The following is a 19,054-nucleotide window of genomic DNA, read 5'->3' on the forward strand; positions in this document are numbered from 1 at the left end:
CGTAATATCTAACTGTATGAGATGTTAATATTATTAAGTTTTTAACAAGATAATTACATTTATTAACTAATGTTTAAGTCAGTTTTAAACAAAATAATCCTTTTATAAGTAAGTGGATCGATATCGTATGAATCAACCTTCTAGGCATGTAAATGAAAAGGAAATACGGCCTTTCGTGATAGAAGAGTTACAAGAATACCGCGTGTTAAAAGTAAAGTTTAAAAATATTGAAGAGCAAGCGGCGTTCGGAGGTGAATTATTATTTCCAGAGCTTAGAAAATGTACGGAAGACGAAATCAGATATAGACAATTAAAGCGCGCGTTTGAAGAAGCACTTGATGAGGACGAGCAACAAATACTCAAAATGAAATATATGAGTCGTAAAGAATTAAATGATGAATACATTTATACGGTGCTTGGGATGAAGAGAGGTAAGTATTATAGAAAGAGGAAATCTGGTGTTTTACAATTCGCAAAAGCGCTTAGTATGACATAAGAATGGAACTTTTCGGGTACCATTTAGGGCACTGTTTTGGGCACTAAATTAGGTACCTTTTTACATTGGAATCGGCGATACGATATTCCTACAGTTATTTGTTCTTTGAAAAGAGCATAACGTGGGGATAACGTATCTATGCGCTCATAACCAATGATCATAGCCCCTCTATCAAAACGTTACTCGGTCGGAATGGACGGAGAATACAAAGACGAAAAGACCAATTATATGTATATATTCAGCCGCGGTGCGTGAGTGTCGTGGCTTTTGTGTTTCTTATTGAGCTCAGTAAATTTGCTGGGTTGATTGGTGATACAAAATGTTTTTTCTTAAAATAGCCAAAAAACAGTAATACTTCATATTTTTATATTATAATGTTTTTGTAATATAGTTTTATAGGGAGTTGTTTTTTATGACAAGAGGTATGTACAAAAGAAATAAACATTTTATGAAAGGTACTGTTGCGCTTGTAATAGCAACGATAGTCGCTGTGCTGTCAAATGCTTATAGGGATATAGAGAAAATAAAAGAATTCCTTACTTTAATCTTTCAGCAAGGAATAACTGTAGTTATTGCTTTAATAGCGATAACAGTTGCATGTATTTCGTATCAAAGTAGCCAAAAAAGACTCGAGAACAAAGAGGTCTATTTGAATTATTTAGCTTTGATGTTTATGATGATAATTTTTATGCTAGCAGGTTCTATATTTCAATATTTACAGGTAACAAATAAAATTTATTTATTAGTCTTTGTTCTGTATTCATTATTGGGATTACTCTTAATTACCACTGCGTTGCTAGAAACTTATAGAATTATTAGGAAAACATTCGAATAGAGGATAAGAAAAAAGCGCTCATAGAGGTGCTTTTTCTTTTGCACAAAACAAACGAACATAATGAATAGAAAAAGCAAGAATCAAATGATTCCTGCTAAGGTAAAAAATTTAATAATTGAACGATAGAGATAATAAACTCTGGTGAAATATTAATCTCGAATTTAGTGTTCATATAAAAATTCCTCTCTTTATTCAGTGCTTACATGGGTATATACAAACAAAACGCAATTTCGTAACAAAAAAAGAACAAAAATATATATAGTTAATAAGGTGAAGTTTATGTAGAAAATAACGGTGATTAGGTGGTGAAAATGGCGGTTTTAAGCCAATATATAAAATTATGAATATGACCGAAATATCGTAAGTTATGAAAACCATTGATACCAATGCATTTCCTTAGTTGACAGTTTACATAAATAAGATTCTTTTGAGGTGACTTTGTGGGAGTTCATATAAATAAAATAAAAACTCACTTTAAACATTTCTTATAGCTAAGAATACTTATGTAAATAGGGGGAACAGATTTGATTCTTGGAATGAGGGGATAGATGTGGATATAACGCAAAGTATGGCAAGAATAGTTGTTAATGGGATAGATCTTCCATTTACTTCAGTTAGGACAACTGTGATTAATGGACCTGCAAATGATTTAATTGTTATGACTAGGCAAAGAGTAAATGAGCTTTATCGTTTTATGTGGTCACGGGTGCCAGTCATGCTAACGATGTATTTTATTTAGGGGGCGGACATAATGAGATTTGCTAGGGTTGCAGGAGTTGATGAAAGTATAACTGAAGAATATATATATATCATTTTATTTGGTGATAAGAAAACCTTTAAGTAGCCTAACGACTGGTTTTTATTTTATAAAGAAAAAAGCCCTATCCAGTGCTAGATGATTTTCTTCATGCCACAATTACGGCATTCTCTTAAGAAGATGAAATTATTATTAGCAGTCAATATGAATATTCATTTTGGGAAATGACTTATACATTAGAGCAGTGGTCAGTGAATAAAGAAGCGAAAAAGGTAATAGGATAGTGAAAAGAGGATTTGATATACATATGTATGGTCAATACCTCTTTTATAATCTTTTGTAAAGTTATTGTAAATCTCAAATACAATACGTTACTAATATTGTATAATTCGAATGTAATGTATTTGTGATATATAAGGAGGGCTATGTATGATAATTTCTTTTAACTTACAGCAAAGTCATGTCATTAATATGTTAGTCGGATAAGCGGTATTTGCTATTCTTTTAAATAATTAGATTATGAGATAATACTTTAGTTTTTTTGTGATCAAGAAAAATGAAGAAAGGAAGTAATCATTTTATGGAAAAATTAAAGTTGTTAACATTTGAAAATATAGTAGAACCTCTTTTTAACGAAAGCGTATCATTTATATATTTTCCTATTGAATGGCTCGATATTGTAGAGATACATTATAAGACATTTTTATTAACGAGTAAGTTGAAACGATTGAATGAAAGATTATATGATATGTTTTCTGATATATTATTTATTCAGCATAATCCATATGTATTAAATGAAAATACACCATGGATTGTATGTAAAGAACCTATTAGAAAAGAACAACTTGATTATATTTTTCAAAGTTGGTATGAGATTATTCATGATTGGAAACCTAATAAATTAATAGAATCGCCAAAATATGAATGGCATTACGATTTAATTTCTAATTTAACAGTACTACATGATAAGGAAGTATATTCTAAATGGGTGCCCGCTTTAATTTCACATATTTTTTGTGAACGTCCTGTACAATTAGAAAATATAAATGAAGAAGATATATATTTTTCTCCTCTTAGATCACAAAATATTTGTGAGGCGATGTCAGAGCCTATTAAAGATGAAAAAACACAAGACTATTTCGCCTATGTATTTCGGTTCGAATATATAACGCGCGGAGGAGAGAACATTCCATTATTAAATGTTTCAATAGGAATTCGGAGGTTTTATCAAGAATATAACCATCCAGACATTCCTTTGCTATTAAGACGAAAACGGGGCATGATATTAATTTCTACTCCAGAATTTGCATCGAATAATAAGAAATTACGATTTGTAAAACTAAAAGTTCAGCAGGCTACAAACGGTATCAAATGGATTAAGATATTTAGAAATTTAAAAGATGATTTTCGTATAGGTGGAGAAGTTGAATTAGATCATATTCTTCAATATCCGAAAGATTATATGCTGGGAGAAAATCTTAGGGTGTTGCTTCCATACAATGAAAGAATATATAAAGTTCAAGGTACTAAAATAAAACCTGGTATAAAAGTAGAGGAGAGAGAGTATTTATTTAAAGGGTTTCAGCAAAAATTTTCTTATTTCACATTACTACCAGAATGTAAAAAACTAGCAAAAAATAAAGGGAATGAAGTATTCCCTTTAATTGCACCAAAAGGATTAGAGACTATAACGCTAGAAATATGGTCTGAAAAAATATCGCTGGAAGTAGAACAAGCGTTATTTGAAAGTGAAATGGTGTTAGCTCAAATTAGTGAGTCATCATATATATTAAATGCAGATTCGCCAGTGTTGTTAAAAATAGTAAGATGTAATATTGAAAAGGTATTGCAAAATCCATATAAAATGCAATATTGCCAGAAGTATAAAACGAATTTAGTAGAGGATGTTATGAAAGCGGTTTATGCTACTGCAGGTGAGCGTAATGATGCGACATTGGCGTTAATTGCAATGAAAAATTGTGATGGACGTGAAAAAATTGATCCAAAGCAAATTGTTAGAGAAGGATTTGCACGAACAAACCGTATTTCAGCATTTATTAATTTATTTATAGGTCAAAGTGTATCTCGTAAAACGATTATAAATGGTATTTTGAGTTTATTAGAACAAAAAGGATTTTTAAAACGTAGTTGGAATAAGATAAATTTACCTTGTACATATGTTAATTTATCAATTGAACGAATCTCGAAATTTGATTTCTTACCCATTTTTTCAAAAATAAAAGGAAAAGAAATTTCATATAAATTATATGGGAATACAGAGTGGCAAACGATTGATCGTTTATTATTAAATGTAGATAAACATAACACCTTTTTGCCGCAGCCTTCAAAAAGAAATGATATGGGCATTCAATTTAAACAATTTGTTTCTGAAACATTAACGGAAGTTTTACAACCTGCAAAAGAGCAAAATGAGCAAGTATACTTCATTATAGATGCGAATGTAAGAAAACATTGGATAAAAGAGTTACAAAATGAAAAAATTGATATAGATACTTTCCCTGACATTGTTCCAGATGTGCTAAAGGTTCCAAACTTAAATGCTGTAAGAATAAATACATCTTTTGATGTACCAAAATACGGTGTGATAGAATGTGATGACGTACTAGATAGTACGAGTTTATATATAGATCAAAAGGGAATGTATTATAGCACTGGTGAGTATCTGTGTAATGATAATGAAACATTGCATCGATATATACTTGAAATATTACCTCTAGGTGTAAAAGCTGTTGAAAGGAACTATATTGCTAAAATGGTACATTACATGTGCTGTAATTCAAGTATGCTTTTGGAAAAGAATATACACATGCCATATTCTATGCATATGGCGAAAGTAATAAAGAGCTATATGACTGATATAGATGCAAGAGAGTTTAAAGAGTTTGATGATGAATTGGATGTAGATATTATAAAAATAGAAAAGAAAGATTCAATTATTCTACTGTAAATAATAATAAACAAATCCTGCTTATTATATCAATCAGGATTTGTCATTTTTTCATGTAAATAAGGATATCTTTTGTCATGTATCTTCTCTTTTATATATTTACTTTATTTCCATACAGGATTAAGATGTTTTTTAGAAATAAAAAACTATATCATTTGGAAAAGCAATATGAATGAATTCAAAAGAAATTGGAAAGGAATGAGGAATTGTGAAGAAATTAGATGTGCTATTCATGCTATTGAGCGGCCTCTTTCCAGTTGCAGGAATTATGAAACAAATCCCACTAGAACAATCTTTATATATTGGAGGCCTTTTATTTTTCACCAGTTTCGGTAGTTATTTTGCGAAAAAAATATATTCACGTATATGTAGCTGGATAGCATATGCGCCATTTATTACACTATTGTTAGTTATTTGGCATCAAGATATTTCAACAAGTTCAATCATAGCGAATGCGAAAATCGCTGCTTGTATTGCTTTAATCCCATGTTTATTCCGTTTTCGTACATATGGGCTTACTTTCGGTTTATTCGCATTATGGGCCGCTTTACTATGGGATATTAAAGAAGTGCAATCGTTAGTCATACTTGAACGTATGTCGAGTTTAATGACAAGTAATTTCAAATATCTTATGCTTTTAGTTGGTGGACTTATATTAGGTGGATTAATTGCTATGTTATTACACCGTAAAGAAGAGGATTATAAAGAAAATATAACTTTATTTCAACAAAAAAAGAAACGTAAAAAGCAATCATTTAAGATTCCGATCCCAAGATTACCGAAATTTAAGTTAAAATTATTTAAGTTTGGTGGAAAAGTATCGAAACAAAAAACGCCTGAAGAAATACGTGAGCATAATTACGAAGAACCAACTGCAGTTGCAACATATGAAATGGCAGAGCAAATACCTCAATATAAAGAAGAGACTGCTCAAGGACAAACGAGGATGGAACGTCGTAGAAATCGGTATAATGCATAATGAGGTTAAAAGCCCCTTAATGATTAATCAATTTTAAGAAAAATCATTAAGGGGTTTTTATGTTATTAAAAATAGATTGCTAAGGTGAAATTTATAGCATACTCTAAAGTTGAGGGCTTAAATAAAATAATAGGAGGACAAAATGCTTATTATTACATATGTTTCTGTCTGTATATTATTTTTAGTTAGCTTTTTACATGTTTATTGGGCTTTTGGAGGTAAGTGGGCGACAAATAGTGTCATTCCAACAAAAGCTGGAGAAAAGGTATTTACACCAGGTACAGGGATGACTTTGTTCATTGCGTTATTACTAAGTATGGCCGCAATAATTTTATTACTACAAACAAATATTGTTCATTTCGCATTTCCTAATATTATTGTTCAAATGGGATCCTGGGTTTGTATGGTTGTTTTTTTGATAAGAGTAATAGGTGAATTTCATTATTTTGGTATCTTTAAACGAAAAAAAGATACGCGTTTTGCTAGAATGGATACTGTTTTATTTATACCACTTTGTGCATTTCTATCTTTATCATTTTTACTCGCAATTATAATGTGAACAAAAAATAGTATCAGCTTTTTTCATATTAAATATAAACGTAAATTGGCAAGTGTAAAAGTGTAAAATCTAGTATTAAATAAAAAGGATGTAAGCGCCTTTTTATCGAATTATAGATTATTATGAAAGGCGGGTGCACGATGAAGTATGTAAAAGTCAGTATGAATGGCGGAAGTGAACATAAATTTTCGATGACTTTAGAACGGTTTGAAGAACTTATTACGACAGAGGATGGACTATTAGAAAATAAATTAGTTAGTATTGAAAATGTAATGATTAATCCTACTAATATATCTTCTGTAGTTGAAAAAATTGGTGTACCGGCTAAGTTTATGGAAGCTTAAAAAACGGTACATAAAAAAACATCCACGGGGGATGTTTTTTTATGTATAAATATGTTAATTGTACAATGAATTTATGAGGAGAATTTATAGTGATACTTCGTACATGCACAAAAAATAAGTACAAGCATATATTAGATAGTGGGACAAGACCTTCGTGTCCTACTTAATACTCAGAAAAACCTCTATCACATGAGAGCATCTGATTGCAGGGTGCTCTTTTTTTATCCCACTTTATCCGAATCTTTAACTTTTAATTTTAAACATATCTTTGATGCTCATAAATATTAAAAATAAAATAATAGCAAAAATTAAGTTAGATAAATAGAAATCTTGATGAAATATTAATTCAAAGATGACATCAAAAACATATAAAAAGGCGATAGTAGGTAATATACAAATAAATATAAATCTCCAATTTTTTAGATAATGTTTATAATTAGGAAATACTTTCTCCATAAACATAGCTCCTATATTTTTTATTTTCTATATAATTATACATTTAAATAAAAAGATTTACAAAAGGTTATTTAGCAATCTTTCTAATACATGATTTGGCTAAAAAACTTTTAAAGAGTAACACTTAAATGATACACTATAATCTACGTTATTTTTGAAATGAATAGAGGGGTTTACATGATAGATAAAATTAAAAATGCTGTAGAAGATATGCACGAAGATGAAGCAAAACGTTTTACTTCAAAGTATTCTAATCCAATTAAATTTATTAAAAGAAAACTATAGTGAAGATACTATTAAAAATTTGATGGATATTCCTAAGCAACTAACGAGTAATACATCTTATAAAAGAAATGTAAAAGAAGTCTCACACGTACATATTGCATTTGATGATTCAACAGCTGGATGTTTAAAGCATATGCTTGGTCAAGAAGAACGATTGGAAGAGATGGTTGTTGCTTTTTCTGAATTCTTTTCAATTGGGCCGATAAATAAGTTACATATGAATGAAGGGCAACTAGCAAGAAAAGAGTGGTTAGTAAATAACTTAACTTCTTATGATTGTTATTTTGAAGAAGAGTATTTACCAAGATTTAAGGAAACTTTAGAAGTTTTACATTCAATTCCGAATGAAACACCAATTACCATTTGGAAGGCAGATAACGCACATGAACATGTAGGTCTATGTTTTGTAATGGCGCAATTAAAAGATAAGAAAAATATTCGCGTTATGAATACATCTGAAGCAAGTAAAGAAATATTAAAACTAGAGTATGTTATTCGTGGAACAGGAGAGTTACCACCTGAAAGTTTAGCTCTAATTCAAAAAAGTTTTGTAAAATTGCCGTATTTAACTGTAGAGAATCGTATGCAGTTTGAACATGAGTGGGATAGTCTATCGAAAAGTACGGAATTTTTAAGAATTTGGACAGACAATGCAGTGCGTTCTGTACAAGAAAATTATTTTGATCAATTTATTATTGAATGTGCGAAAAGTATAGGTGCTGATCAAGAATTCCGAAAAGCTCCTAGAGTAATTGGTGAAGCACTTGGTCTTGTAGAGCAATCAGTTGGCGATACGTTTTTAGAATATCGCTTAAAGGAATTAATTAAACAAGAAGTATTTGAATTTGAAGGTTCATTAGATGAAATGCGTTTCTATAGTGTGAAATTAAGAAAATAATACATCTATTCCGTTTATGAAGAAGCTCGTATTTTTAAAATACGAGCTTTATTTTTTGTTGAATTTAGGCTATACATAAGCTTCCCAGAGATGGCATATCACATATGAATGGTAAAGGAAATGAATGAAAAGAAGGTGATTTATTAATATGTATAACCAACAAAATTATCCATATGATCAAGCGATGTATTATAATCCACAAAACTACGGGTATGAACCTACAAATGAAGTGAGAGATATTGAACAAGAAGATTACAGACCAGATGATGCGGAAGATGCCCCAACGTCACCACCTCCGTCACAAGCGCCGTCGTTACCGTCTACATTTGCTTCTCCTGCACAACCAGGTAATATGAAATCCTGGATGTGTAACTGTCTAGGAAGATGGGGCTATTTACGCTTACATCGTCCTGGTCCTTTCGGAAGGGATTTATGGTTCTTCCCGACTGAAGTGAGAAGAAATGGAGTATCAGGTTACACGTGGCAAGGTAGTCGTCGTCGTAAAGTAAGTTATCGCTATCAACAAATTAGTAATTTTATGTGCTTCGCATAAAGAGAAGTGAGGGAGTGAAACGATTTTACTTTCTCACTTTTTATTTTTCAATATACGAAGTAAGATTTTGATTAAAAATTTACAATTTTCGCGTTTTTATTAGAGTATAATGCATATGTTGGGTTGGTTTTCAACAACAAATGAGAGTGAGGGAATACAATGTCAATGAAAAATAAAGTTGGGTTAAGCATAGAGGATGGCATTAATTTAGCTTCAGCTCAGTTTAAAGAAGATGCGTATGAAATTTATAAAGAATCGAGAAAAAAACAACCAATATTATTTGTAAACCAAGTTGAAATCGGTAAAGAATGGCTCATTACTAGATATGAAGATGCTCTGCCACTTTTAAAAGATAATCGTTTAAAAAAAGATTGGACAAATGTGTTTTCTCAAGATACAAAGAACATGTATCTTTCTGTTGATAATAGTGATCACTTGACAACACATATGCTAAATTCAGATCCACCTAACCACAGTCGTTTACGATCTTTAGTTCAAAAAGCTTTTACACCGAAAATGATTGCACAATTAGACGGAAGAATTCAGAGAATAGCAGATGATTTGATAAGTGATATAGAGCGAAAAGGTACATTAAATCTTGTGGATGATTATTCATTTCCATTACCAATTATTGTGATAAGTGAGATGCTCGGTATTCCGAAAGAAGATCAAGCGAAATTTAGAATTTGGTCTCATGCTGTTATTGCATCACCAGAAACACCTGAAGAAATAAAAGAAACTGAAAAACAACTATCTGAGTTTATTACATATCTTCAATATTTAGTTGATGTGAAACGAAAAGAGCCAAAAGAAGACTTGGTGAGTGCTTTAATACTTGCAGAGAGTGAAGGGCATAAACTTAGCGCCCGAGAACTATATTCGATGATCATGTTACTAATTGTAGCGGGACACGAAACAACGGTAAATTTAATAACAAATACAGTATTAGCACTTCTTGAAAATCCAAATCAATTACAGTTATTAAAAGATAATCCAAAACTAATTGATTCGGCTATTGAGGAAGGATTGCGTTATTATTCTCCAGTTGAGGTTACAACTGCAAGATGGGCAGCAGAACCTTTTCAAATTCACCATCAAACAATACAGAAAGGAGATATGGTTATTATCGCATTGGCTTCAGCGAACCGTGATGAAACAGTATTTGAAAATCCAGAAATATTTGATATTACACGGGAGAACAACCGTCACATTGCCTTTGGCCATGGTAGTCATTTCTGCTTAGGAGCTCCACTTGCGAGGTTAGAAGCAAAGATCGCTATTACTACTTTGTTCAAACGAATGCCTGAACTACAAATAAAAGGCGATCGTAAAGACATTAAATGGCAAGGTAACTATTTAATGCGTTCTTTAGAGGAATTGCCTTTAACTTTCTAGAATAGTTAAAGGGAGACATGCATACATTGAAAATGTTTTACATAGAGTATGTATGTGTTATTTAAATTCGAAACGGAAGGGTGAAAACATCCCAATGATCAACTAATTCTATTTATAAGAGATCTTCGTTAAAAAACGAAATATTCTTCTGAATAGGATTAGTCTGTACATTTATAGAAAAGGGATGTATTTCGCTCTGCGAATATATAGTCTTTTTATATGATTTGTGCTGCTTCCTGTTCAGAACATGAAATAGGAGGCTTTTTTATGTCGACAAATGTAGTAACGAAACAAAACAATGGGGTATCACAAGTATTAAAAAATCGGTTTGTTCAAGTGATTTTAGCATCAGCATTATTTTTACAAATTGGAATATGGGTTCGGAACTTTGCGGTATTACTTTACGTAATGGAAATGACAAAAGGTGATGCTTTTGCTATTTCGATGATTTCAGTGGCGGAGTTTGCTCCAATTTTCATCTTTTCCTTTATTGGTGGAACGTTTGCTGATAGGTGGAAGCCGAAGAGGACTATGATATGGTGTGAGACTTTAAGTTCTTTATCAGTATTTGCAGTATTAATTACTCTAATGTTTGGAACGTGGAAAATCGTGTTTTTTGTCACACTTATTTCTGCAATCCTTTCGCAATTTTCTCAGCCATCTGGCATGAAATTGTTTAAACAGCATTTATCGGCAGAACAAATTCAATTAGCAATGTCTATTTATCAAACAATATTTGCGATATTTATGGTGTTAGGACCGATTCTTGGAACATTTATTTTTCATAGTTTTGGAATTTATATTTCAATCATTATTACAGGTATCGCTTTTTTACTTGCAGCAGCTGTGTTGTTATTTCTTCCGAAAGATCTTGAGAATGATAATGAGAAGAAAGAAATCACTATATTACAGGAAATGCTTGATGGTATTAAATATGTGAAAAAGAAAAAAGCATTAACTTTGCTAGGGCTTTGTTTTATGGCAGCAGGACTAGGAATTGGTTTAATTCAGCCGTTAGGTATTTTTATTGTAACTGATCAGTTAGGATTATCAAAAGAGAGTTTACAATGGTTACTAACAGTAAATGGTGCAGGAATGATTGTTGGCGGTGCTTTAGCGATGGTGTTTGCAAAAAACGTTGCGCCGCAAAAGATGTTAATTATCGGTATGCTTGGTCAGGCAATCGGCATCGGTATTATAGGTTATTCCACCAATTTATGGGTAACACTCACAGCACAACTTTTTAGCGGTTTAGCTCTTCCTTGTATTCAAATAGGTATTAATACGCTCATTATTCAAAATAGTGATACTGATTTTATTGGTCGTGTAAATGGCATTTTAAGTCCGCTATTCACCGGTTCAATGGTAGTAACAATGAGTATTGCTGGTTCATTAAAAGAAATGTTCTCATTAAGTACGATGTACGAAGGCACAGCTTTACTATTTATAATTGGATTATTATTTATTTTACCTATATACAATTTAAAGCCAGTAATAGCGGTAGAAAGTGAAATAAACGGTAAAGGAAGTGCTGTGCAACATGAATCCTAATCCAAATGTTAAACATCCCATTGAAGGAAATAAAAATGTTCACTTTATAAAAAATACAATAACGAAAGCTAATATACTCGCCGGTGACTATTCATATTATGATGCGAAAGATGGAGAAACATTTGAAGAGCGTGTAGTACATCATTATGAATTTCTTGGAGATCGCCTTATCATTGGAAAGTTTTGTTGTATTGCAAATGGAGTTACCTTTATTATGAACGGAGCGAATCATCGGATGGATGGATTTTCGGCATACCCATTTAATATATTTGGAAATGGGTGGGAGAAGCATACACCTAATTTGTCTGATCTACCTTACAAAGGGGATACAGTTGTAGGGAATGACGTTTGGATTGGTATGGATGCAACCATTATGCCTGGAATCAAAATAGGAGATGGTGCAATCATTGCAGCTAAATCTGTTGTGACTAGAGACGTTGCACCATATACAATTGTTGGTGGAAACCCCGCAAATAAAATAAAGGAACGATTTACAAATACAATAATAGAGGAATTACTGCAAATTCAATGGTGGCATTTTGATATTGAAAAAATAACTGAAAATATAGATGCTATTGTACAAGGGGATATAGAGCCATTAAGAAAGCTAAAAATGGAATAAAAAATGCATAACAAAGAGTATCATACCTCCGAATTTTGTTAATGATAATAGAACGAGGAGGTGTGATACTATGGCACAAGACGTTTTATGTGAAGTAAACAATTGTAAATTTTGGGCTAACGGTAATAAATGTAGCGCAGACGCAATTTATGTAGTAAGTCATAAAGGAAAACAAGCATCGACTACAGAAGAAACAGATTGCAAAACTTTCGATCCGGAAGTATAAATTTTTAAGGGTAACCAAATCGTGGTTGCCCTTTTATTAATTATAGTATTGATAATAAATCTCATTTTCATTCATTGTTTTTAACTTTTCTTGTTATTTTTCATATTTTCTTCATAAGTGATGTAATCCAGAGCAATTCATGTTCAATACGCGATTTACTAAATTCAATGACTTCTGTAATAAAAGATGAACTAGCATCTAAAGATTGAATAGCAGTAAGCTGTTTATGTAGTACGTTTTGGCGTATTGTTAAAATTTCTTTTCTAGCTTCATAATCAAGTTTTTCAAATAGCGCGATACGAACAAGAAATTCTGCATTATTTGTCGCGAGTTTTTCGGGAAACTCGCGTAACATTTCAGAAAAAATTTCTTCTCCTGCTTCAGTAATGTCATACATATTTCGGTTTGGTTTTCCGACTTGTGTATGTACCTTTTTCGTTATAGCCCCCATATTCTCAAAACGTCGAAGAGAAGGATAAAGCATATTATGATTTAATTCAAAATTCTCTCCTAACCGATTTTGGATATTTTTCTTTATTTCATACCCATATTTTGGCCCTGACGTCAATTCTGCGAGCAATAAAATATCGACATACATAAAAATCCCCCTTATTTATTTCTCAAGTTCTCCTACGAAAAATCCCCTTTAGTATATGTTAAAATAACATATGTTAGATTATACAACTTTGAATTACCGACCTATCACTTTTATTGTAAAAGAAAAGGGAGGAAAGGACTATGGCTTCGCCTGAAAATGTGATTTTAGTTCATGAAATTTCAAAGCTGAAAACGAAAGAGGAATTGTGGAATCCGTATGAGTGGTATCAATTTATGAGGGATAATCACCCCGTACATTATGATGAAGAGCAAGATGTTTGGAATGTATTTTTGTATGAGGACGTAAATCGTGTTTTATCAGACTATCGCCTGTTTTCAAGTAGAAGGGAGCGAAGACAATTCTCAATCCCTCCTTTAGAGACTCGAATCAATATTAATTCTACTGATCCACCAGAACATCGCAATGTACGTTCTATCGTTTCTAAAGCATTTACTCCAAGGAGTTTAGAACAATGGAAACCTCGAATACAGGCTATCGCAAATGAACTTGTACAACATATTGGAAAATATAGTGAAGTTAATATCGTTGAAGAGTTTGCTGCTCCTTTACCTGTTACTGTTATATCCGATTTGTTAGGAGTGCCAACAACTGACCGCAAAAAAATTAAAGCATGGTCTGATATTTTATTTATGCCGTATAGTAAAGAAAAGTTTAATGATCTGGATGTAGAAAAGGGGATAGCACTAAATGAATTTAAAGCATATCTTCTACCAATCGTTCAGGAAAAGAGATACCATTTAACCGATGATATTATCTCAGATTTAATACGAGCTGAATATGAAGGCGAAAGATTAACTGATGAAGAAATTGTTACTTTTTCATTGGGTTTATTAGCGGCTGGTAATGAAACAACTACAAATTTAATTATTAATAGTTTTTACTGTTTCTTAGTGGATTCACCAGGAACATATAAAGAATTAAGAGAAGAACCTACATTAATTTCAAAAGCAATTGAGGAAGTATTACGCTATCGTTTTCCCATTACATTAGCTAGGAGAATTACAGAGGATACAAATATATTTGGCCCTTTAATGAAAAAGGATCAAATGGTGGTTGCGTGGGTAAGTGCAGCAAATTTAGATGAGAAAAAGTTTTCACAAGCCTCTAAATTTAATATACACCGAATAGGAAATGAAAAGCATTTAACATTTGGTAAAGGTCCTCACTTTTGCTTAGGGGCACCACTTGCACGTTTAGAAGCTGAGATTGCATTAACTACCTTTATAAATGCTTTTGAAAAGATAGCATTATCTCCATCGTTCAATTTAGAACAATGTATATTGGAAAATGAACAAACTTTGAAATTCTTACCTATCTGCTTAAAAACTCAATAAACTGTTCAGCAAGGTACAAATTTACTGTACCTTGTTCTTTTATTTCTCAATTGTGAAATTTTAGTTGGTTATTTAGTATGGAAGTGTGTGAATAAGAGTAGAGGAGGATGCTTATGTTAACGTGTAATGGAAGTAAGACGTTCCAAACATTTATTAAAGCTGTAACGGATTTAATAAATAGTAATTTGTTAGAAGATCAAATGGTTTGTGGGATTGAAAAATTATTAGAAGAACTTTTAGAAAAGAAAACATGGCTTCCGTTAGAAAAACAGAAGGCGAATTCGGCTCAATATGCACGACACTTATTATATGAAGATCCTTTAAATCGTTTTGAAGTATTAGCTCTTGTATGGAAAGATGGACAATCGACTCCTTTGCATGATCATGATGGCACATGGGGAGTAGAAGGTGTATTTACAGGGAGAATAATGGTGCAGAACTTTATACAAACTAAGCAGCTTGAAAATTCACTTGTTTATTTAACTCATACAGGAAATCTTTATTTGGGAGAAGGAGAAACAGATAAAGTCATTCCACCAGCTGATTGTCACATTCTTGAAATAGATGACAATGAAAGCGTTGTCACAATTCATGTTTACGGAAAACGTTTAGAAAAGTTTAAAGTATACGTTCCAACTAAAGAAAAGAATGTATACACATGTGAGACAAAATATATTCGTTATAATTCATAGTTTAAAGTCCAAAGCCCTTGCTTTGGATTTTATTTATAATTATTTCTTGACCTGAAACGCTTTTCATAAATTATAAATAAAGAGTGCTTTACGAGAGGGGTATGAAAACGATACCTTTCATTTAATATGAGCTCGTGTATATATAGAAAGTGGTGAAGAAATAATGAAATTAATCGCAATTGATTTAGATGGAACTCTTCTTTCGGGGAACAAAATGATTAGTAACGAGAATGCAGAAGCAATTCGAAAATGTCAGGAAGCTGGTCATGTTGTAGCAATTTGTACAGGTCGTTCTATCATCGATATTGAACGATTGTTGTTAGAAGTTAATTTGGAGTGTCCAATTATTGCCGAAAATGGTGCGCTTATATATAATGATAAAAAAATGATGAAGAGATATCCAATTCAAAATATGCAGGCACTCGAGATTGTGAATTATCTTGAAGAAAACGGATTATATTATCAGCTTTATACTAATAAAGGTGTGTACGTACCGGAATATGGAGTAGAGAGTGTACGCAATGAAATCGATTATGTGAAACATTCAAATGAAAATATCGATTTGAAAGAGTTGGAAACGATCGCAGCATTATACCTTGAACATACAGCATTTCTTAGTGCAGAAAGTTGTAAACCAATTGTAGAAACAGATATACATGTGCATAAGCTTTTACCATTTTCTTATGACATGGAAAAATTAAAAAAGTTAAAAGAAACGTTTCTGCATAATACTGATTTAGCAATTACATCTTCATATTGGCATAATTTAGAGATTAATCATCGAGACGCTCAAAAAGGAAATGGACTATATACTTTAGCGGAACATCTAAATATTCCAGTTGAAAATACTGTAGCGATAGGTGATGGGTTAAACGATGTATCCATGATGGAAAAAGCAAATCTATCAATTGCAATGGGGAACGCAGTCGAAGAAATAAAAGCGATGTGTCAATATGAAACTTTGACTAATGAAGAACATGGTGTTGCACATGCTTTATATAAATATGTAATGTAATATAAAAAGAAAAAAAGAATCTAAATAGATTCTTTTTTTCTTTTTATTAGGGGTAAGGTATTCTATGAGATTCATAGAAGCCTTATTACATTTTATTATATAGAATATATTGGAATAAATGTTTATATTTTTCATAGTAATTGTGAAAAATTTATGAACTTTATATTTAATGCATTTTTATAATACAACTAATACGTATGAATTCATGTCAAAACTTAACAAATGTAAGGAGCTAAGGAGAGTTTGTGCAACATAAAAGATCATGATTGGCACAGCTAATAATTAATCGTTGATGAAAAAACTTACTAATTAGAGTTTCAATTTTGTACGGATATATTTTTTGTTTTTAATTGAAAAATAAAATTTGTTCGAATAATTATTCTTCAGCTATATACCTACAGGCACATTCTTCGTATAATGGAGAAGTATGAATTTTAAATTTGTATGAATTTTACATATTGAGGTGAAAAAGGAATGAATGCGCGGCTAATGGAACTTATTGATGTGAGTACAATAGAAACCATGGCAGAACAATTTTATCAATTAACCAACATATCACATCAACTTCTTGATGCTGAAAAAGAATGTATATTTTCATTTGGAATAAATGAAAAGAAAATATGTAAACTTCCCAAACTTGAAATCCCCATTTTTTTATACAATCAATATTTAGGATCTTTTGTTGTATGGTCTCAGAAAAGCGAAATTTTCAATTGCCAAAAATACTTTGAAATGCTTTCAAATTTAATTATAGATGGAGTAATGAAAGGATTTCAAAATAAAAATACGACGTTACTTACTCGAAAAGAGGAGGAACTACATACAATCTTACAAAACATGCCTGTTATGGTTGATGCACTTGATTATAATGGAGATTTTGTTTTGTGGAATCGCGAATGTGAAATTGTGACAGGCTATACTGCGGAAGAGGTAATTGGAAATCCAAACGCACTTCGATTACTGTATCCGGATCATGATTATCGTCACGAGATACAAAAGAAATTTTTGACTCGTGGAAAGAACTTTAGAGACTGGGAAATGCGTTTAACTTGTAAAAATGGTGAAATTAAAACGATAATGTGGTCCAATATATCAGAACAGTTTCCTGTAAGTGGATTTAGTTATTGGGCTGTTGGTGTGGATATTACACATTTAAAAGCAATAGAAGAGAAATTAAAACAACAAACGTCTGAGTTAGAATTAATTTTTCAGGCTTTACCAGATTTATGTTTCTTAACGGAAGATGATGGAACAATTATTGATTATAAAGCAGGATCCCCTACAAAATTTTACGTACCCGCAGAAGCTTTTATGGGAAAAAAGTTTTACGAAGTATTACCATCTACAGTAGCAAAAAAATTTCAAGAAGCAATTTGTCAAGTGAAAGAAAAAGGGACAAATGTAATTGTGGAATATCCACTTACAATTAATGAAAGTATCAATTTCTTCGAAGCTAGATGTTTACCGTTATTGCATGATAAAATTATGATTATTGTACGTGATATTACAGAGCGGAAAAAGACAGAAGAATTGCTAAATAAATCAGATACACTTGCAGCAATCGGTCAATTAGCAGCTGGTGTTGCTCATGAAGTTAGGAATCCATTAACAGTCATTAAAGGCTTTATACAGCTATTTCAAATTAATAAAGAAGATCAAGAAAAATATTTTGATCTAATGCTTTCTGAAATTGAAAGAATAGAAGCGATTCTTCAAGAATTTTTATCGATTGCTAAAACAGATGAACTAAGCACGGAAAAGAAAAATCTTTATCAAATATTTAAAAATGTCGTTTCGTTAATAAATACAAAAGCAATTATGACAAATATTCAAGTTGAATTATATGCAGATTCCAAAGATATAATCATTGAATGCTCAGAAAATCAACTGAAACAAGTATTTATTAACATTTTGCAAAATTCAATCGAAGCTATGCCAGATGGTGGGAGAATTTCAATTCACATAAAAGAAATAGGCAAAGATGGTATCATTATTAATGTAATTGATAAAGGAATAGGAATACCTGAAGAACGAATTAAAAGATTAGGTGAACCTTTTTATAGTACAAAAGAAAAAGGTACCGGTATTGGATTGATGTTAAGTTATAAAATTATTGAAAGTCATCAAGGGAATATAAGTATTATGAGTGAGGTTGGCGTCGGAACAACAGTAACGATTTACTTGCCAAAATTTCAGAGTAAAAAGCCTTTATCAAATTATGATGATAGATTTGAATCGATACGTCCAATTATTAACTCTTAAATTTATTAAATACCCAATAACCAAAAGCTAAGCTTTTGGTTATTGGGTATTTTTGTATTTAATTTAGAAAACTTTACCTTTTCTTTAGATTTGCTTTAATTTCTATTAAGTTTTTATCAATATATTAGTATTTGTGCAAAGTAATGTATAGAAAATGTGCATTACTTTTAATATATAGATTCAATTATTAATAGAAATACAGTAAGGA

18 protein-coding genes and 3 pseudogenes are annotated in these 19,054 nt (G+C 31.5%); 18 read left to right on the plus strand and 3 right to left on the minus strand.

What is annotated here, in order from left to right; translation table 11 throughout:
* The first annotated feature begins 127 nt into the window (after positions 1 to 127).
* The 3 genes and pseudogenes from RTP99_RS05960 to RTP99_RS05970 all read left to right on the plus strand — a co-directional run bounded on the left by RTP99_RS05960 (position 128) and on the right by RTP99_RS05970 (position 2,156).
* Positions 128 to 496 carry an ArpU family phage packaging/lysis transcriptional regulator gene (locus tag RTP99_RS05960; RefSeq protein ID WP_001075589.1) on the plus strand — a complete coding sequence of 123 codons (369 nt, stop codon included), beginning with the start codon at positions 128 to 130 and terminating at the stop codon, positions 494 to 496.
* 412 nt (positions 497 to 908) lie between these two features.
* Positions 909 to 1,331: a hypothetical protein gene (locus RTP99_RS05965; protein ID WP_046647122.1), complete on the plus strand. Its 423-nt coding sequence runs from the start codon at positions 909 to 911 to the stop codon at positions 1,329 to 1,331.
* 568 nt (positions 1,332 to 1,899) lie between these two features.
* A pseudogene (locus tag RTP99_RS05970) lies at positions 1,900 to 2,156 on the plus strand (hypothetical protein).
* Between the two features lie 66 nt (positions 2,157 to 2,222).
* On the opposite strand, the gene RTP99_RS27925 reads toward RTP99_RS05970, so the two are convergent.
* Positions 2,223 to 2,291 (minus strand): DUF8096 family protein, encoded by a 69-nt coding sequence (locus tag RTP99_RS27925; RefSeq protein ID WP_472926922.1) that lies wholly within the window; start codon positions 2,289 to 2,291, stop codon positions 2,223 to 2,225.
* On the opposite strand from RTP99_RS27925, the pseudogene RTP99_RS05975 reads away from it, so the two are divergent.
* The 5 genes and pseudogenes from RTP99_RS05975 to RTP99_RS05995 form a co-directional block, all read left to right on the plus strand.
* Positions 2,265 to 2,372: pseudogene (locus RTP99_RS05975) on the plus strand (TenA family transcriptional regulator); the annotation flags it as partial. The gene RTP99_RS27925 and the pseudogene RTP99_RS05975 overlap by 27 nt on opposite strands.
* A gap of 296 nt (positions 2,373 to 2,668) precedes the next feature.
* Positions 2,669 to 5,056, plus strand: coding sequence for an RNaseH domain-containing protein (locus tag RTP99_RS05980; RefSeq protein ID WP_046647125.1), 2,388 nt, complete (start codon positions 2,669 to 2,671; stop codon positions 5,054 to 5,056).
* Positions 5,057 to 5,264: 208 nt separating this feature from the next.
* A complete protein-coding gene (locus RTP99_RS05985; RefSeq protein ID WP_000732166.1) occupies positions 5,265 to 6,035 on the plus strand; it encodes a DUF3959 family protein in 771 nt (256 codons plus the stop codon).
* A 142-nt stretch (positions 6,036 to 6,177) separates the two neighbouring features.
* The gene (locus RTP99_RS05990; RefSeq protein ID WP_000905595.1) at positions 6,178 to 6,594 is read left to right on the plus strand and encodes a DUF3995 domain-containing protein; all 417 of its coding nucleotides are present in this window, start codon (positions 6,178 to 6,180) and stop codon (positions 6,592 to 6,594) included.
* A 140-nt stretch (positions 6,595 to 6,734) separates the two neighbouring features.
* Positions 6,735 to 6,938 (plus strand): hypothetical protein, encoded by a 204-nt coding sequence (locus tag RTP99_RS05995; RefSeq protein WP_000878373.1) that lies wholly within the window; start codon positions 6,735 to 6,737, stop codon positions 6,936 to 6,938.
* 243 nt (positions 6,939 to 7,181) lie between these two features.
* On the opposite strand, the gene RTP99_RS06000 is transcribed toward RTP99_RS05995, so the two are convergent.
* Positions 7,182 to 7,394, minus strand: a complete 213-nt coding sequence (locus RTP99_RS06000; protein WP_000416565.1) for a hypothetical protein — start codon at positions 7,392 to 7,394, stop codon at positions 7,182 to 7,184.
* Positions 7,395 to 7,571: 177 nt separating this feature from the next.
* On the opposite strand from RTP99_RS06000, the pseudogene RTP99_RS06005 reads away from it, so the two are divergent.
* The 6 genes and pseudogenes from RTP99_RS06005 (at position 7,572) to RTP99_RS06030 (ending at position 12,924) form a co-directional block, all read left to right on the plus strand.
* Positions 7,572 to 8,577 (plus strand): annotated as a pseudogene (locus RTP99_RS06005) (DUF1835 domain-containing protein).
* Between the two features lie 148 nt (positions 8,578 to 8,725).
* The gene (locus tag RTP99_RS06010) at positions 8,726 to 9,130 is read left to right on the plus strand and encodes a hypothetical protein (RefSeq protein ID WP_000282688.1); all 405 of its coding nucleotides are present in this window, start codon (positions 8,726 to 8,728) and stop codon (positions 9,128 to 9,130) included.
* A gap of 159 nt (positions 9,131 to 9,289) precedes the next feature.
* Positions 9,290 to 10,525: a cytochrome P450 family protein gene (locus RTP99_RS06015; RefSeq protein WP_011040380.1), complete on the plus strand. Its 1,236-nt coding sequence runs from the start codon at positions 9,290 to 9,292 to the stop codon at positions 10,523 to 10,525.
* Between the two features lie 267 nt (positions 10,526 to 10,792).
* The gene (locus RTP99_RS06020; protein WP_000106409.1) at positions 10,793 to 12,076 is read left to right on the plus strand and encodes an MFS transporter; all 1,284 of its coding nucleotides are present in this window, start codon (positions 10,793 to 10,795) and stop codon (positions 12,074 to 12,076) included.
* Entirely contained in the window at positions 12,066 to 12,698 is a 633-nt protein-coding gene (locus RTP99_RS06025) for a Vat family streptogramin A O-acetyltransferase (RefSeq protein ID WP_001069212.1), read from the plus strand. Before RTP99_RS06020 ends, RTP99_RS06025 begins: the two co-directional genes overlap by 11 nt.
* Before the next feature lie 70 nt (positions 12,699 to 12,768).
* Entirely contained in the window at positions 12,769 to 12,924 is a 156-nt protein-coding gene (locus tag RTP99_RS06030) for a DUF1540 domain-containing protein (RefSeq protein WP_000046091.1), read from the plus strand.
* A gap of 100 nt (positions 12,925 to 13,024) precedes the next feature.
* Here RTP99_RS06030 and RTP99_RS06035 read toward each other — a convergent pair whose 3' ends face one another.
* Positions 13,025 to 13,522, minus strand: a complete 498-nt coding sequence (locus tag RTP99_RS06035; RefSeq protein WP_000289105.1) for a PadR family transcriptional regulator — start codon at positions 13,520 to 13,522, stop codon at positions 13,025 to 13,027.
* A 140-nt stretch (positions 13,523 to 13,662) separates the two neighbouring features.
* Between RTP99_RS06035 and RTP99_RS06040 the strand changes: the two genes are divergently transcribed.
* The 4 genes from RTP99_RS06040 (at position 13,663) to RTP99_RS06055 (ending at position 18,846) form a co-directional block, all read left to right on the plus strand.
* Positions 13,663 to 14,877 carry a cytochrome P450 gene (locus RTP99_RS06040; RefSeq protein WP_000158000.1) on the plus strand — a complete coding sequence of 405 codons (1,215 nt, stop codon included), beginning with the start codon at positions 13,663 to 13,665 and terminating at the stop codon, positions 14,875 to 14,877.
* A gap of 113 nt (positions 14,878 to 14,990) precedes the next feature.
* Positions 14,991 to 15,569 carry a cysteine dioxygenase family protein gene (locus RTP99_RS06045; protein ID WP_000954457.1) on the plus strand — a complete coding sequence of 193 codons (579 nt, stop codon included), beginning with the start codon at positions 14,991 to 14,993 and terminating at the stop codon, positions 15,567 to 15,569.
* 163 nt (positions 15,570 to 15,732) lie between these two features.
* The gene (locus RTP99_RS06050) at positions 15,733 to 16,584 is read left to right on the plus strand and encodes a Cof-type HAD-IIB family hydrolase (RefSeq protein ID WP_000766396.1); all 852 of its coding nucleotides are present in this window, start codon (positions 15,733 to 15,735) and stop codon (positions 16,582 to 16,584) included.
* Between the two features lie 474 nt (positions 16,585 to 17,058).
* On the plus strand, positions 17,059 to 18,846 hold the full coding sequence (locus RTP99_RS06055; RefSeq protein ID WP_046647136.1) for an ATP-binding protein: 1,788 nt from the start codon (positions 17,059 to 17,061) through the stop codon (positions 18,844 to 18,846).
* Positions 18,847 to 19,054: the final 208 nt, after the last annotated feature.

This window comes from Bacillus sp. (in: firmicutes) (assembly GCF_031983925.1).
Taxonomy (GTDB): Bacteria; Bacillota; Bacilli; order Bacillales; family Bacillaceae_G; genus Bacillus_A; species Bacillus_A pacificus.

Bases quoted from the DNA above. Each gene is read 5' to 3' on its own strand.
- RTP99_RS05960 (WP_001075589.1), top strand. From the start codon at position 128: ATGAATCAACCTTCTAGGCATGTAAATGAAAAGGAAATACGGCCTTTC.
- RTP99_RS05965 (WP_046647122.1), top strand. From the start codon at position 909: ATGACAAGAGGTATGTACAAAAGAAATAAACATTTTATGAAAGGTACT.
- RTP99_RS05980 (WP_046647125.1), top strand. From the start codon at position 2,669: ATGGAAAAATTAAAGTTGTTAACATTTGAAAATATAGTAGAACCTCTT.
- RTP99_RS05990 (WP_000905595.1), top strand. From the start codon at position 6,178: ATGCTTATTATTACATATGTTTCTGTCTGTATATTATTTTTAGTTAGC.
- RTP99_RS05995 (WP_000878373.1), top strand. From the start codon at position 6,735: ATGAAGTATGTAAAAGTCAGTATGAATGGCGGAAGTGAACATAAATTT.
- RTP99_RS06000 (WP_000416565.1), bottom strand. From the start codon at position 7,394: ATGGAGAAAGTATTTCCTAATTATAAACATTATCTAAAAAATTGGAGA.
- RTP99_RS06010 (WP_000282688.1), top strand. From the start codon at position 8,726: ATGTATAACCAACAAAATTATCCATATGATCAAGCGATGTATTATAAT.
- RTP99_RS06015 (WP_011040380.1), top strand. From the start codon at position 9,290: ATGTCAATGAAAAATAAAGTTGGGTTAAGCATAGAGGATGGCATTAAT.
- RTP99_RS06020 (WP_000106409.1), top strand. From the start codon at position 10,793: ATGTCGACAAATGTAGTAACGAAACAAAACAATGGGGTATCACAAGTA.
- RTP99_RS06025 (WP_001069212.1), top strand. From the start codon at position 12,066: ATGAATCCTAATCCAAATGTTAAACATCCCATTGAAGGAAATAAAAAT.
- RTP99_RS06030 (WP_000046091.1), top strand. From the start codon at position 12,769: ATGGCACAAGACGTTTTATGTGAAGTAAACAATTGTAAATTTTGGGCT.
- RTP99_RS06035 (WP_000289105.1), bottom strand. From the start codon at position 13,522: ATGTATGTCGATATTTTATTGCTCGCAGAATTGACGTCAGGGCCAAAA.
- RTP99_RS06040 (WP_000158000.1), top strand. From the start codon at position 13,663: ATGGCTTCGCCTGAAAATGTGATTTTAGTTCATGAAATTTCAAAGCTG.
- RTP99_RS06045 (WP_000954457.1), top strand. From the start codon at position 14,991: ATGTTAACGTGTAATGGAAGTAAGACGTTCCAAACATTTATTAAAGCT.
- RTP99_RS06050 (WP_000766396.1), top strand. From the start codon at position 15,733: ATGAAATTAATCGCAATTGATTTAGATGGAACTCTTCTTTCGGGGAAC.
- RTP99_RS06055 (WP_046647136.1), top strand. From the start codon at position 17,059: ATGAATGCGCGGCTAATGGAACTTATTGATGTGAGTACAATAGAAACC.